The sequence below is a fragment of the Bacillus sp. CGMCC 1.16607 genome (assembly GCF_042683745.1).
Lineage (GTDB): Bacteria > Bacillota > Bacilli > Bacillales > Cytobacillaceae > Pseudoneobacillus.
In genome coordinates, this window is the sequence record NZ_JBHUJX010000010.1 from 1 (window position 1) to 14,372 (window position 14,372).

Annotated in this window: 14 protein-coding genes and 1 pseudogene; 10 read left to right on the forward strand and 5 right to left on the reverse strand. The window is 33.1% G+C overall.

Going from position 1 to position 14,372, the window contains the following annotated elements:
• Positions 1 to 311 precede the first annotated feature (311 nt).
• The 5 genes from ACFSO7_RS06865 to ACFSO7_RS06885 all read left to right on the forward strand — a co-directional run bounded on the left by ACFSO7_RS06865 (position 312) and on the right by ACFSO7_RS06885 (position 3,635).
• Positions 312 to 821 carry a JAB domain-containing protein gene (locus ACFSO7_RS06865; RefSeq protein WP_377876563.1) on the forward strand — a complete coding sequence of 170 codons (510 nt, stop codon included), beginning with the start codon at positions 312 to 314 and terminating at the stop codon, positions 819 to 821.
• Positions 822 to 1,278: 457 nt separating this feature from the next.
• Positions 1,279 to 2,145 (forward strand): tyrosine-type recombinase/integrase, encoded by an 867-nt coding sequence (locus ACFSO7_RS06870; protein ID WP_377876564.1) that lies wholly within the window; start codon positions 1,279 to 1,281, stop codon positions 2,143 to 2,145.
• A gap of 214 nt (positions 2,146 to 2,359) precedes the next feature.
• Entirely contained in the window at positions 2,360 to 2,737 is a 378-nt protein-coding gene (locus tag ACFSO7_RS06875) for a hypothetical protein (protein ID WP_377876565.1), read from the forward strand.
• The gene (locus tag ACFSO7_RS06880; RefSeq protein WP_377876566.1) at positions 2,730 to 3,029 is read left to right on the forward strand and encodes a DUF960 family protein; all 300 of its coding nucleotides are present in this window, start codon (positions 2,730 to 2,732) and stop codon (positions 3,027 to 3,029) included. Before ACFSO7_RS06875 ends, ACFSO7_RS06880 begins: the two co-directional genes overlap by 8 nt.
• Before the next feature lie 189 nt (positions 3,030 to 3,218).
• The gene (locus ACFSO7_RS06885) at positions 3,219 to 3,635 is read left to right on the forward strand and encodes a hypothetical protein (protein ID WP_377876567.1); all 417 of its coding nucleotides are present in this window, start codon (positions 3,219 to 3,221) and stop codon (positions 3,633 to 3,635) included.
• Between the two features lie 299 nt (positions 3,636 to 3,934).
• Here ACFSO7_RS06885 and ACFSO7_RS06890 read toward each other — a convergent pair whose 3' ends face one another.
• On the reverse strand, positions 3,935 to 6,850 hold the full coding sequence (locus ACFSO7_RS06890) for an autotransporter outer membrane beta-barrel domain-containing protein (RefSeq protein WP_377876568.1): 2,916 nt from the start codon (positions 6,848 to 6,850) through the stop codon (positions 3,935 to 3,937).
• Between the two features lie 394 nt (positions 6,851 to 7,244).
• A complete protein-coding gene (locus tag ACFSO7_RS06895) occupies positions 7,245 to 7,829 on the reverse strand; it encodes a hypothetical protein (RefSeq protein ID WP_377876569.1) in 585 nt (194 codons plus the stop codon).
• 430 nt (positions 7,830 to 8,259) lie between these two features.
• Here ACFSO7_RS06895 and ACFSO7_RS06900 point away from each other — a divergent pair, with 430 nt between their 5' ends.
• A complete protein-coding gene (locus ACFSO7_RS06900) occupies positions 8,260 to 8,478 on the forward strand; it encodes a hypothetical protein (protein WP_377876570.1) in 219 nt (72 codons plus the stop codon).
• 140 nt (positions 8,479 to 8,618) lie between these two features.
• On the opposite strand, the pseudogene ACFSO7_RS06905 reads toward ACFSO7_RS06900, so the two are convergent.
• A pseudogene (locus ACFSO7_RS06905) lies at positions 8,619 to 9,111 on the reverse strand (reverse transcriptase domain-containing protein); the annotation flags it as partial.
• Positions 9,112 to 9,324: 213 nt separating this feature from the next.
• On the opposite strand from ACFSO7_RS06905, the gene ACFSO7_RS06910 reads away from it, so the two are divergent.
• On the forward strand, positions 9,325 to 10,044 hold the full coding sequence (locus ACFSO7_RS06910; RefSeq protein WP_377876571.1) for a hypothetical protein: 720 nt from the start codon (positions 9,325 to 9,327) through the stop codon (positions 10,042 to 10,044).
• Positions 10,045 to 10,550: 506 nt separating this feature from the next.
• On the forward strand, positions 10,551 to 11,096 hold the full coding sequence (locus tag ACFSO7_RS06915) for a hypothetical protein (protein ID WP_377876572.1): 546 nt from the start codon (positions 10,551 to 10,553) through the stop codon (positions 11,094 to 11,096).
• Positions 11,097 to 11,218: 122 nt separating this feature from the next.
• On the opposite strand, the gene ACFSO7_RS06920 is transcribed toward ACFSO7_RS06915, so the two are convergent.
• Together ACFSO7_RS06920 and ACFSO7_RS06925 are read right to left on the reverse strand one after the other, a co-directional pair.
• Entirely contained in the window at positions 11,219 to 12,169 is a 951-nt protein-coding gene (locus ACFSO7_RS06920) for a caspase family protein (protein ID WP_377876573.1), read from the reverse strand.
• A gap of 11 nt (positions 12,170 to 12,180) precedes the next feature.
• Positions 12,181 to 12,591 carry a TIR domain-containing protein gene (locus ACFSO7_RS06925; RefSeq protein WP_377876574.1) on the reverse strand — a complete coding sequence of 137 codons (411 nt, stop codon included), beginning with the start codon at positions 12,589 to 12,591 and terminating at the stop codon, positions 12,181 to 12,183.
• 472 nt (positions 12,592 to 13,063) lie between these two features.
• Between ACFSO7_RS06925 and ACFSO7_RS06930 the strand changes: the two genes are divergently transcribed.
• Positions 13,064 to 13,873 carry a hypothetical protein gene (locus ACFSO7_RS06930; RefSeq protein WP_377876575.1) on the forward strand — a complete coding sequence of 270 codons (810 nt, stop codon included), beginning with the start codon at positions 13,064 to 13,066 and terminating at the stop codon, positions 13,871 to 13,873.
• Positions 13,874 to 14,158: 285 nt separating this feature from the next.
• Positions 14,159 to 14,260, forward strand: coding sequence for a RodZ family helix-turn-helix domain-containing protein (locus ACFSO7_RS24020; protein ID WP_483861708.1), 102 nt, complete (start codon positions 14,159 to 14,161; stop codon positions 14,258 to 14,260).
• Positions 14,261 to 14,372: the final 112 nt, after the last annotated feature.

Below are 14,372 nucleotides of genomic sequence, written 5' to 3' on the forward strand. Positions count from 1 at the left end.
ATCTCCTTGGTTAGGGTAGTAATATTGGAAGTTCTGTGATAGGTACTTCCATTTTACAATGAAAACGGTGGCCTTTTTCTATTTATTTGACCTATTTACTATACTAGGCACCATCCAGTTATCTGGAAATGGAAACTGACATACCTTCCGAAAGGCTCTGTGGAGAGTAATCTCTACAGAGCTTTTCTATTTAACAAGGGAATCCAAAATCAAATAGGAAAATAAGCTTATATTATAATAATGTATACGATAAATATCAGCCCTAATTCCATTTATGGAGTTAGGGCTACTTCTATTGAGGAGGAGTTAGAATGAAATGTTATGAATCTGAAAAGACAAAGCAACTGGAGTTAGGATTTGAAGTTAAGAAAAAGCATCAAGCAGCAAAGAGGATAAATATTGTTAGCCTAAAGCTAGTAAGAGAATCTAGCATCTTGTACAAGAATAGGAAAATTACCTCGCCAGAGGATGCTTATAATCTGTTGAAAGAGTTTCTGGTAGATGAGGATCGGGAACGATTTGTGGTTGTCAGTTTAGATACGAAAAATCAGCCGACAGCAATCAACATCTGCCATGTAGGAAGTCTAAATGCGAGTCTAGTACATCCAAGGGAGGTAATGAAAAGTGCTATCCTTAGCAACGCTGCATCCATAATTGTAGGTCATAATCACCCTTCACAGGACCCTACACCTAGTAAAGAGGATTGTGAGGTAACGAAGAGATTAGTAGAAGCAGGAAGAATAATAGGCATTGACGTATTGGATCATCTGGTCGTTTGCGAAGAAAAATTCGTTTCACTCAAAGAGAAAGGCTACATTTGAAGCTAATTTTGTTGTGAATTTTCTTTAGCAATCTGACGACAAAAGTATTTAATCAAGGAGCCGATCTGACGACAAAACTAATGAGTGAATTACAGGGCAAAGTAAAATTCAGCGGTACCAACAGGTTTAGCTGAATTACCAACCTAAAAACTCACGTCATAATTATATTACTGTCGGGAGTTGAACCTTAAGGAGGTGAAATAGATGCTAGAGAAAATTATCATTCCAGTAGTGGTAGCAGTAGCTTCTGAAGTTGTAAGAGAAATTACGAAAAAAGGGTAGGTTGATTTTAGCTTTACGAAAGGAGGAAATAGCGGTGAAAGTATTTACATGTTCTTGTATTCTCCCGTGTACAAGCTGCACGATAAAAACGATTATTGACATCATCAAAAAGTAAGAGTCATTGGTGCAAATTTAGCATCAATGGCTCTTTTTGTGTTAGGAGAGAAAAAAATATATGAAGGAAACAATATCGTCTTTCCAGCAGTGGTTAATGGAAGAAGGGAGAGCACCTAAAACCATTGAGTCATATGTGTGTGACATCAAGAGCTACAAAAATTACTTAGAGGAAAAGGCTGCTTCTGATCAACAGCCTCTCTCTCGCTTCTCCTTTGTGAGATACAAGCAATACCTACTTGACTATCCATTCGCCATCGCAACCATCAATAAGAAAATCAATAGTTTGAAGGTGTACAATGACTTTCTCCAAAAGAAAGGATTCGTTTCTGAAAGCTATATCGCCCTTAAGAAAGATAGAGTTCAGGTTGCCGCTGGAAGTGAACATGTCGTAACGGCTTTGTCAGAGGAAGAAGTTGAAAGACTCCTTTTCTACCTAGAGGATCATACAAAAGTTACCATAAGAAATAAACTGATCGCCTACCTTCTCTTGTATTGTGGATTACGAGTTTCAGAGTTAGTAAACATCAAGATAGGTGATATTGATCCACTAACCTCTATCCTAACGGTTTGTGGTAAAGGAGGCAAAATGAGAGAAATCAGTTTGCGACAGGATGTGCTACTGCTACTGAAACAATACCTACATGGTGATCGATTACATTCAAAATTCAGGGAAAGTGAGTACCTGTTGGTTAGTCAAAGAGCCGAAAAAATGCATCGAGATGCCGTTCGAGACTGGTTGTCCAACATATCTAAAGAACTTGAAATAAAGCTTCACCCTCACCTATTCCGTCATACCTTTGCGACTAGATTGCTACGAAAAGGAGTTGAACTTACAACTGTAAGTAAATTAGCTGGACATTCAACAGTAAACATGACGGCAAAATTCTACATCCAAACGACCCGACAGGAAAAGCAAATGCGGTAGAAAAATTGTAGACCCAACCATCAAGGTACAAAACCGGAAACCGAAATAGGCAGTAGAACCTTGCGATTCCAAAAGAGAAATTCCATAAATCTAAGTCCAAATCTCATTCGAGGGCAAAAGCTCACAAAAAGAAAATGGAAAGTGATTTTTGGAAAGTCTGTGTCCGATCCGCAAGGTGAAACAGGAAATAAACAAAGAAAGGGTGAAACCCAAAATGAGAATCATCCAAACCATCGCTGATATAGAAGAATTGAAAGCAAGAACATTCTTCCCCCTCCCCTTCCTAAGAGCCATAGAAACACAGTTTCTTGAATGGTATGAGGCAGAGGGAAATGAAGAACCCAACTTATCCTTTCGTTTACCATATGAATCTTGTATCAAAGTAGCAGAAGAAGAACAAGATGTCCATGAGTTGTTTACTAAATGGAATATTGAATTTGTGGAAAAGGAAGCATCTGGAGGTTGCGAGTATTATCGAATAGGAATCATGAACGATCATCAAATGAGTTTGGTCTACCTCTTACAAGATCACTTTGGAGGAAATATAGAAAGTATCATGGAAGGATTAGGAGAAGATAATCATTATGTTTGAAACCGATAAATCGATGTATATGACAAAGGCAGTTTCGGAAGAACTAGGAAACGATCACCAGCAATTCATCATTCAATACCTATTAGAAAACCAATCAATCTTAACTGATTACCTACAAGTTTTTGAGTTTTATATAGAAAATGATAAGCAATGGTTAATTCAGAGGCAAGAAGAACCCAGTAGGGAAACAACTATTTTTGTAGGTTTAGAGAATAATAAACCAATCAAGCGAACGGTTTGGGTAATCGATCAGGGGAACGAAATCGTCATCCTATTCCCAGAAGATTACTAATGAAATACGGCTGCTTGTTTACTAGATGAAATCTAAACAAGCAGCTATCCATCCCATTAATCAAAAGGGTTCCCTTCATTTTTTTGTCTTCTCATCTATACAGAGATAAAAAACAATAAAATAATGCGTCTAGGTAGAAGTAGAATCTACTTCTATGTAGATGTAATAACGATGTAGGGGGAAATTCCGATGTATGGTGAAAGACGAAAAAGAAATATAAATCTATTAAGAGATGAACAAACGATTCAGAAGAAACGATTATTGACTGATGAAGATGACTGGCTTGAAGAAGAATCAGATTTAGAAGAAGACTATGAAGAAATAGAAGTTTACGAAGAGATGGATGATAATGAAGAAGAACCTGAACAGGATGAGTTAAGTGCTACCGTATTCCTTATCGATGGGAAACCATTTGCACTAAAACAACAAGAGAAAAAACCCACATTCCAAGAGTCACATACAAGGATTACGACTTACTTGCAAAATAATCTCTACTCCATTGTGAAAATATTACAGAAGCAGAATCAGATTGAATCGATCACCTCCTTCATCAATGAATCAGTTAAGCACTATCTACTAGAGAGATATCAAGAGAAGCATACTTAATATTGCATGATATAAATCCCTACCAATTAATATTATCTAAACAACATATTCAACCTATCTTTCATTATAAATCCACATCAAATAATAATAGCCCTAACTCCATAAATGGAATTAGGGCAGATATTTATCTTATTCACTTTTATAATATAAGCTTATTTTTCTATTTGATTCGGATTCCCTTTTTAAAAAGAAAAGCCCCGCAGAGATTTCTCTCCACAGAGCCTTTCAGAAGGTATGTCAGTACCATTTCCAAATATCTGGGTGGTGTCTGGCACCCTATGTTTTCGAGAACTTTTATCTTAGTTAAGTGTCCAACCAGGACCTGCACCTAAAGTAGCAACATCTTTAGATAGATCTACTGCATTGCCAGCTGCATCAGTAACAGTTGGGCTAACAGTGATTGTATCTGTTGCTTCAGCACCAGAAATTACAAATGTAACCGCATTAGTAGCTGCATTGTAAGTTGCAGAAGTAATTTCTATAGCAGTTGAACCACCAACACTTAAGTTAGCTGCAGTAAATAAAGATTTAACATCACCACTTGCAACAGCTGTACCGCCAACATATAATGCTTCATTAAATGTTAATACTAAACCAGTAGCGTTACCACTAGTTACAGTAGCAGTAGGAGCAGTAGAATCAATTGTAACAACTCCTGTTGACTCTGCTGATACGTTTCCAGCAGCATCTACAGTTATAACTTTATAAGTACCATCTGCTAGTGCAGTAGTAGATAATGCAGTGCTAGTGTTTGCATTAACCGCAACTTTAGTTGCTCTTCCAGCTAATACTTCACCATCTGCACCTGCTACTGTAGTGATATTAGCACTATCAAGAACTAAGTAAGCAACTCCTGCTTCGTCAGATGTTACATTTACATTAGTTCCAGCTTTAACTGTAGTTGATGTAACTGTAGCAACTGGTTTACGAAGGTCAGTTGTTGCACCTGTTGTGTAAACAGATGAATCATCAGCAGTATTTGCATTAGTATCTTCGATATAACGAGCATTTTTAACTTGTACAGAGTATGCAGTGTCATTTCCGCCTGCTACTGCATTTTTAATTGTAACTTCAATGATGTGATCATTGACAACAAGTGAAGCACCAGATCCAGTGTTAGCTTTAACTGCAGTAGTGTAATCAGTTCCTGCACGTAAAACACCAGTTGTTCCATTAGCTGAAAGCTTAGTAACAATTAAATCAACGCCAAAACTTGTTTCATTCGTAGCATCTAAAGTTTCACTCATTGGTAACTCAATAACAACATCGCCACCACCGTTTACAGATGAAGCTAGAGTGTTAACATTTGTAGCTAATTGAACTTTAGGATTAACTTGGTCTTCAATTCCAACAAATTGACCAGGAGCAGTAGACGTAACACCGTTTCCTGTAACTGTTTTAATTGTGTTACCAGTAGCAACTTTTAATGATAAAGCAGCTGCTTTAGTACCCACATCAGATGCTAATTTAATAGTTACTAAGTTAGTTCCATCTGTAGATACTGATTCAATAGTTCCACCTGTAAGTACGAAGTCACTAGCTGCAGCAGTTCCAATCGGTTGATTGAATCTAACTTTAAGAGTTTTTCCATCAGTAAATACTGCTGGCTTAGCTACTGAAGTAGAGTAAGCTGCTACAGTTGCATCAGCAACAGCTAATACTAAGTCTGCTGAGAAAGAATATCCTTGTAAGATATTACCTGCAACATCTTTAACACCATTTACTTGAAGTGCAGTTAATGTTCCTGCAGCTCCAGCAGCAGTTTTAAATGTTACTGCATCTGTACCAATTTTTTCAGGGAAGATAAATAATACACCTTTACCATCTTGAACTGGTCTAATTTCAGTATCAGCTGGTAATGATCTTAAAGATCCTTTGAAATTAATCAAGTAACTAGCTGGGTTTGAGATTGATGCAAGATCCATTTTTTCATTGAATGTTAAAATTACAGTACGCTCAGCACTATTAGCAGAAACACCAGTTTGAGCTAAAGTAGGACCTGTTTTATCATCAAGATTAAATGTAGTAGTGTAATCTAACATTGTATTTTTTAAAGTAGTAGTGTCTTGTACACCAAATACTTTAATTGTATGAGCATTGTTTTCAGCAATTACATTGTATAATTCTACAGTAGCAACTTTACCAGTAGAATCAATAGATGCAGTTTTAATTGCAATATTCTTTCCAGTATTGTCAGTAATTACAAAGTTAGAAGCAGTTACAGTAACTGGTTTGCTGAATTTAACTGTAACTGATTTTTTATCAGAATTTGTTTTTACGTCAGTTACTTCTGGTCTTGCTTGGTCAACTACTGCAGTAATTTTAACATCTTTAGTAGCGTTCACATTACCGCTATAATCACTTACACTGTCAATGTATAAAGTTGTTTCATAAGCAGGTAAACGATCATTCACTCCAAATTCGAATGCATATTTGTTACCAGCAAGTTTAGTTAAACCAGTTGCATATTTCTTAGTTGTACCAGATAACCAGTAAACATCTCCAGCTTTAACAGTATCTGCATCAAGATCTTCGTTGAAAGTTAACGTAGCAGTTTCTAAAGTAGCTTTAGCTTCTGTTACTGTAGGACCTTCTTTATCTTCTACAACATTAAAAGTGAATTCTTTTGAAAGAGATTTCAAGTTGTAATAATCTTCAACTAATGAAACTGTTAATTTATGTTCTCCAGTAGTTAATGAAGATGCATCATAAGGTTTTAAGATAAGTTCTCTCTCAGAACCACCTACACTTACAGAACCGTAGAATGATTTTCCATCTAATTGGAAGTTGCCTGGTTTTACATTTTTAACTGGCTCAGTCATGATAACTTTAACAGCTTTATTACCAAGAGTTACTACTTGAGCAACTTCTGGTAAAGTGTTATCAAGTGGAGTGAAACTGAAATCCGTTGCACTTACAACTTTATCTCCAGCTTTTACTTTGCTTACTGATACTTTGTAAGCTTTTTGGTTTGTCATAACAACACCAGCATCAAGTGTTAATACAACTGTTTTTCCATCCGCAGAAAGATCAGCTGATTTAACTGCACCAGCAGTAGTTGAATAGTTTTCTTTGTTTTCAGCAGTAGCTGCATCCACAGTACCGTCAAAAGCAACAACTACTTCTTTAAGGTTAGTTGCACTTACAATATTTGTATCATTAAACTCAACAGTGATGAAGCCTTTGGTCTTATTGATTAATCTAATGACGTTCATCATTCAGAAACCGAAACGGAATCAAATAAAGGTATTGAGGCCAATTTCCGAAAAGGTTTAAACAAAACTCAATTGAGACGTTTTTTCTCGACATAATGCTTAATGTTCGTCAAATTCCTCAGCAAAGAAAATACAAAGTGAAACTCTATCAATACTTTGATTAAAGTAAGAATAACTTTAAAATTAAGTCTGATCAAAAATACCTCGTAAACTAGATTTTACGATAAATACAAAGAATCAATTTTGAAATTGATTCTTTTCCAACAGACTTGAGTTTCGATTTTATAAATAACTTAGATCATTTTCTACCTGTATCGCTCCACAATCGCGACCGATTGTTGAATATACTATTTCTATTGAATTGTATATTTGTACTATGCAAAAATATTTATTATTAATAATAAATTCTTATCCCGCTCATCAAAAATCTCTTTTCAAATTTTCCGGAAAATTCTTCAATATCTTTTTCTTTTATCTGGCTCAGAGGTGAGTAAGTTTCACAGCAACCCAAATCAATCCAAGTTAGTTTTTTAGTTTCTTGTGACCAAAATACATGTTCCAACTTAAAGTCCCAGTCTCTACGATTCCTATCTACCATTTTAATGAAAGCATCTAATAACAAATCTCTAAATTTATTTACATCATCTATGGATGCGCCTTGTTTAAAATACTCTGGTAAAGGCAATCCTTGAGCTTTTTCCATAAACAAATACTCACCACTATGGTAAGCGTATAATTTAGGGAAGTATTCAATTCCATCCAAATCAATCAAAGCATCTATATCCTTATCCCTCTTTCCTTTAGTTAGAAAAACTTTAAGAATAATAGCTTTATCAACTATTTCAAAAAGCACTGATCGATTTTCTTCTATATGAAGTTTTCGCATAACAGCCGCATCCGGTATTCCTTCGACTCCAAATTTATTAATTATTTCTTGGGTTTCTTTACTAAGTTTTTCAAAATGTTTTGTTTTTTTCATTAGAATCCCTCCAAAACTATTCAATTCAATAATATTTGGAGAAATCCTTCTAAAAATAATATTATATAACTCATGATGCTTTTAAACATTCAGCAATACAATCTGGAACGAAATATTTTGTTATCTTATTCATGTAAAATTTCTAATATACAAGCTTCGGAGGTGAAGTAATTTGGAAAAACAAACTTCTGTCTTTGCTTTTAATAAGATAGAATATATTGAATTAAAAGACTGCAATGAATATATTTTTTGCCAGTAGCAGGAACCTCAACAGATCATTTTAGATGTCCATTTACAAATTTATGTTTTAAGATTGAAAGTAATGAAGAGGGGAAAGTGATCCCTTTTCTATCTAATGTGTATTAATTCTGATGTTAAGTTGGTTAAAAATGTATAATAAATATATATTAAAATAGAAAGAGGTTTTATAATGAGAAATAATGTTGTAAGGTACTACAAAATTACCCATAACGGCAAACCCTTTTATTATTTTTCTAAAAACGAAGCTTTAATAACACCTAATGAATTAATAACAAAGATTAAACGAGAATTCAACAAAGACTTTGATGGATCTGTCGAAATAATTACAGAGGAAGAATATAATAATGGTGCCAATATTATTGTAAACCTTGAAGAAATTAAAAAATAGGAAAGGAATCATCCTTCCTGTTTTTTAACCAGTTCTTGGCGGTTGATAATCACCAGTAAAAACTCCACTTCACTATCCTTTAAATGCTCTTTTTCTTGCTGACAGTATTTAGTCTACTATGCATTATAATTACTCCACCAAGTAAAGCTTAAACCAAGAAATTTTCGTTTCCATATGCGGTCAACCGCCGACTTATCTCTGTTTACCTTCAACCTTAGTTTCTGCTAAATAAACGTCGTAATGGATTCCCTTACAAGTTCTCCTGCTTTTAATGATTGGACATAAATGTTGCAGACATCGCATAACGGACAAAATTATGTCCTATGGCTTCCAATTCATTATCTAATTTATCAAGAATTAAATTTGATAGAAGAGGATTGCGGAGTCCCTTCCTCCGTTAATTGAACAACCACATTAAGCATGACACAGAATGGAGATATTTTCGGATTAATTTGAGGAGTATGTGGTCGTCAAATTCTTTTAGCTAGAATTCCCATCAATTTGTCATGATTAACGTTATCAAAGAATTTCTCTAATTCAATATCAATTACCCAGCGGAATCCCTCTTTGATACTTTTTTACTGAGTCATGGGCGCTCCTGTTTGGTTGGAGGTTATAACTCTTGTTACGGAAAAATCTCGTAAAACGTGTGGAGCGAAACAAAGGAAGTCACGGAATAGATGGAATGTCCGTAAAATCCCTACGATGACATCACCTAGGCCAGGCACAAAATAGGTATCCCTTCATTCATTGAAGGGGAAGAGTCTTACAAGATTAGGTTACTTTTTTCTTAAATTAGAATCCCTTGATATTCAATAAATGGTACAATTTATTAGGGGTGTTAGAATGGATCAATTTATTTCATTAATTGTATTTTCTCTACCTGGCTTAATTACCTATTTTTGGCTACAAATGTTCGGGCTAAATCCTGTTGTAAAACATACACCGACTGAAATGGTGGGTTTAACAGCTTTATTGTGGGCACCCGCTACTTTTTTAACCGTGCTCGTGTATAATATTTTGTTCCTGCTTTTTAATATTTTGTTTTGTTATTTACAACTAGATTTATCCTTTTTGAATTTGAAATATGTATTAAATTTAAAGGATCTAAACAATTTATCCAATAACATATTGTTTCTCTTCTATTATCTATTCCTTAGCATTGTATTTAGTTTTTTAACTGCATATATATGGTCTAGGTATTTATATCAAAAAATTCTAAAACTTATAAATAAAGTGAGACTACAAAGGAAGATTATTAAACTGTCCGAAGATCCTACTGTTTGGGAAAGTTTCTTTTATAAGTTAGAGGAACAAAAAGAGGAACAATTAATTATTGAAATTTATAAAATTGATAAACCTGATGATAAAATATGTGGTTCAGTTATTAGAATGTCCCGTCCTTTTGAAACAGACAAATCACTTATAATTGATTATTCAAAAGGATGGGATAAAGCACACGAATATTACAAGTATGCCATTAAAAGAACATATGTAGACACTAAGTCTGGTTTAATAATAAATGAATTAGATCCTAAAAGCCCAGCTTCAAAAATTATTACTTAATCTTAGGTGGAATAGGTGCTTGATATGATGGTCTTTCTCCGGACCTTATATTTCTTCTTGGTGCAACACTGATTGGCTTAGGGGTTGATACTGTCTGATTTTGATTTCTAGTATTATTATTGCTTGATTTATTACTATTCATTTTTTTCTCCTTTAAATATATTGAATTATGTTGCAGCCAGAGGTGTTATATTAATATTTGTTGAGAGATCTAATTCATCTCTATTATTATACCAACCTATTATTTGATTGTTAATAAGATAAAAACGGGCAAATAAATGGTCGTTAAAAAAATAATATAAAAAAATATAATGCAGACTTAGGATACTACTTTAATTATGCGAAAAGGAGCATAGAATGAAGATAGATGTAGAAATGATATTTAGAGGCAAATGAATTTTAAAATGCAAAAGAACTGTGCCCGAGTACGAAATAAAGGTTTATCCCTTCTTTTGTCGAATAATATAATATCTAATATTCCAATATTCTACAAGGGAGAAATGATTTTGAAGATATCAATTTTCTTAAGTTACCCTAAACCACACCTCAAAAAACAAGAAGATTTCATTACTAGTATCTCTAATTATTTAGAACAAAGAGGATTTCAACCACGAACACTAGGTGTTACGGACTATGATATGGAAGAACCTCTAGTAGCTATTAGAAGACTAATGATGGAATCTAACGGCTTACTTACTATAGCATTCCGTAGAACTTTTATAGAGAAAGGCCAAGGAAAGTCAGGTACTGATATTCCAAACACATATCCAAACGATGTATCAAGAAAATGGATTACTAGTCCTTATTGTCACATAGAACCAGCTATGGCATTTCAGATAGGGCTCCCTATCCTAATTTTTCGTGAAAAAGGAGTAATAGCAGACGGAATTTTAGAAAAAGGGGTTACAGGTACTTACCTCCCTGAATTCGATCTGGACAGACCAATTAATGAATATTTAATGGATCCTGAATGGAATCAACTTATCGGAAAATGGGAAGGACATGTTCGTAAAGTGGTAGAAAACAAAGGACGGCCACCAAAATTGTTTTAATTAATATTTGTTATTAGAGAAAGAATCCCAGTTTATTCTGAAGTTTTTATGGGGGCCAGGCAACAAAATGCCAATTCGTTAAACGCGTTTTGTTGTTTGCCCCCCCTATAAAAGTACTATTATTATATTCTATCGTTTTTAACTAGATTCCAATAGTGTATCCCTAACGGTGTCAATTTACATGATTTACTATTCATTGCAGCAAAATACATATGTTCTTCACCTACAGGAACAACTAAATTAACTCTATTATAGGACTGCAATACTCGAAATTTTTCTGTGTTTTCCACAATAGGGGCTTCACTTTCAGGCTCAAATGATGGTTCTAATTTAAATTCATCTTCTACATTCCTAAATAACTCAGGCAACAACCTTAAATCCGAAAGACTTATTGGTGGATTTGCTTTTCTTAATGAGATGAAATTTTTCACATTCGTCTTGAATATTGGTCTCTGTTCCCATGGTCCTAATGATTGATCAATATGTGCATATACACTTCCTGGTGTAACATCGCCTACAAGATTTGCAGCTCCGCCATTTAAAGCATCTACCAAAAGAGTAGTAAAAACACCACTCCCATTTTCTTCAGTTGCATATTGTTTTGCACTTGAAGCAGTAAGAATTGTCAAACCTTCACTTAATAGAGAGTTATTATCAGATATATTAGTTCCAGTTATCCCTGAGTGGCAACTGTCTAAAATAATAACTTTGTTTTTTGATTTAGATTTATTCACTATAGCTAGTAATTCATTTAGTGAAAAACCATCATCTCCATCTTTGCAATCTGATGTAATTAGAAAACCTCCTGTACTCTCTATATAACCATGGCCAGCAAAATAAAATAATGCTACTTCGCAATCGTCTTCGAATAACTCTTGTACTTTATCTTTTAATTGTTTTCTTGTAATTAAATTGTCAGGCCCCGTAGCAGTCATTAAATTCACTGAGAAGTTTATTGTGCCATCACTATTCCTATCTAACACAGATTTAACTGAATATGCATCATTGACACATCCATATAAAGGAGAGATACTTTCATAATAGTTTATTCCAACTATTAATGCTTTACGCATATAATCACACCTTACTTATTTTTTCCTTCTCCCATCATCTGATCAATTTTCTCAGCAATTTTTTCCCATTCCCATTTCACAACCCTACTACGCGCTAAACCATCAGGTAAGTTGCTGTTTGCATCAGCACCACCTACATATACTCCAAATATTGGTACATTGTTATCCTTAGCCATTTTTATTTCTTTCTTAACCCCTGTTGCACTTGCCATATACTTCCCAACAAGAATAATCACCATATTTGTTTTTTTAATTTTTTCTTCTACAATAGCCTCCCATTTACTTTGTGGCATTGATGATTTAGCTGACCAGTCTTGAATAGAGAATGGGGTTTTTGAATTCTTACTTTGGCCAACGAATAAAGTCTTTTCCGTTTCGTTGTGATCAAAGTCAAAACTTATAAATGCTCTAGGATCTGCCATGATAGTTCCTCCTCAAATTATTATGAGTTTAACTGTAAATACTAAAGATTACCAATTTTTATTATAAATCTAGTTCTTTTATATTACAAATATTTAGTAATTACTTCATGCATTATTCAAGAAAGCATTGAATACGTCCCATTTTTAATCAAACTTTAATATAAATTGTTAATCTTTATTTAAACTTAACCGAATTTTGTTTTAAATGATCAATCATTTTTATAAATTACGCTAAGCAATATTCCCCTTGTGTTAAGTAAATTAATAATAGTAACTCATTGTTATTTCAATAAAATACATCGCACACCCAATTGTTTGCAGATTTTATTCTATGATTTTATTTTTGACTAATGAATGTCGATATCTTATATAATGTAATTTTTACATTTATTATCCAGATCAATGAAACCAAATTATTTTATAAACGTATTTATATAATCAAAATATGTAAAATGAAATGAGGGGTTGGAATATGGATTATTTAAATAAATTAATTGATAATTTATTTCCAAATACTGATAGTCTTACCAAAACAGTTATCATTGTTTTTTTTGCAATAACTATTTGGTTATTTAATCAAATAAAAAAGCAATTTGATGAATCAGATATTAAAAAAGCAGAAAGAGCTGATTTAGTTTTAATACAGTTAGGACAACTTTTAGCAAGTTTAAAAAAGGAAACTGTCAATAAGGAAGAAATCTATGAGAAATTTACAAATTCAGTTCCATATCTGGAATACAAAATTTATAAAGAACTAAAACAAGAGTTAAAAAAAGATAATATGGAAATAAAATTAATAGAGGATAAAGTCATAAGTACAATTTCATCAATAAAATTAAAATATAGTTACCAAAATGAGCTAAGTAGCGGTTCAATCTTGTTCCAAATTGAAGGTTTTGTTAGACCGGTAAAGAATATAATTAAATCTTTGTTGCTGACCTTTTCTATTATTTATATAATTGGGTACTTTTTATCCTTATATACAACCTCTGGGAATATGTTAATCTCAATCTTAAAATTCATTGTTTCTTTGTTATCTTTAATCCTTATCGTAGGTATTTTCGAATCATATTTTAACAAAAATTTACCTACTAATATGATTAATATTTTGTTGTACTTATTAATGATTGGGTTAACAATAGGAATTATTATGGTAAACAATCTGTGGATGTTAATTTTAGTTAGTTTAAGTTATATGATTTCATTATTTTTCTTATTTAGAACTTTTCAAAAGGAAAAATATCAAGAAGATGAAGTTCGGAATGGGATTGATGTTACATAAATACATTTAAATAGGGTTTTATATAATAAAATACAACAATCTGAAAATAACTTTTTAATGTCCAAGTGATCATAGAAGAAAAATATAGTTACAGTTTATTGAACCTTCTAGAAATCTTTAATAATAAACATTTTCACAATCCTGACGTAAACAATTAATTTTGTTTGCGTTTTTAATATTTAAATGATTAAATTCAGGATATTTCTTACATGTCTGTAATCTCCTAGACTAATTTTTAATTATCATGTCGATACTAGATAAATCTATAGATTAGGAGGAACATGCATGTCAAGAATCAGACGCGAACCTAAAACAGAAATTGGCCGTTATTTACGTAAAAAAAGAGAGGAGTTAGGATTAAGTCAAGAGGAATTTGCAGAGGTGTGACCGTCAAGTAGAATGACACAATTTTTGCTTATTAATTTGAAACACTTTCTTCCCCAAATATGGTAGAACGATGCTTCATACGATAACTATCTTCATTTAAATGAATAATTTC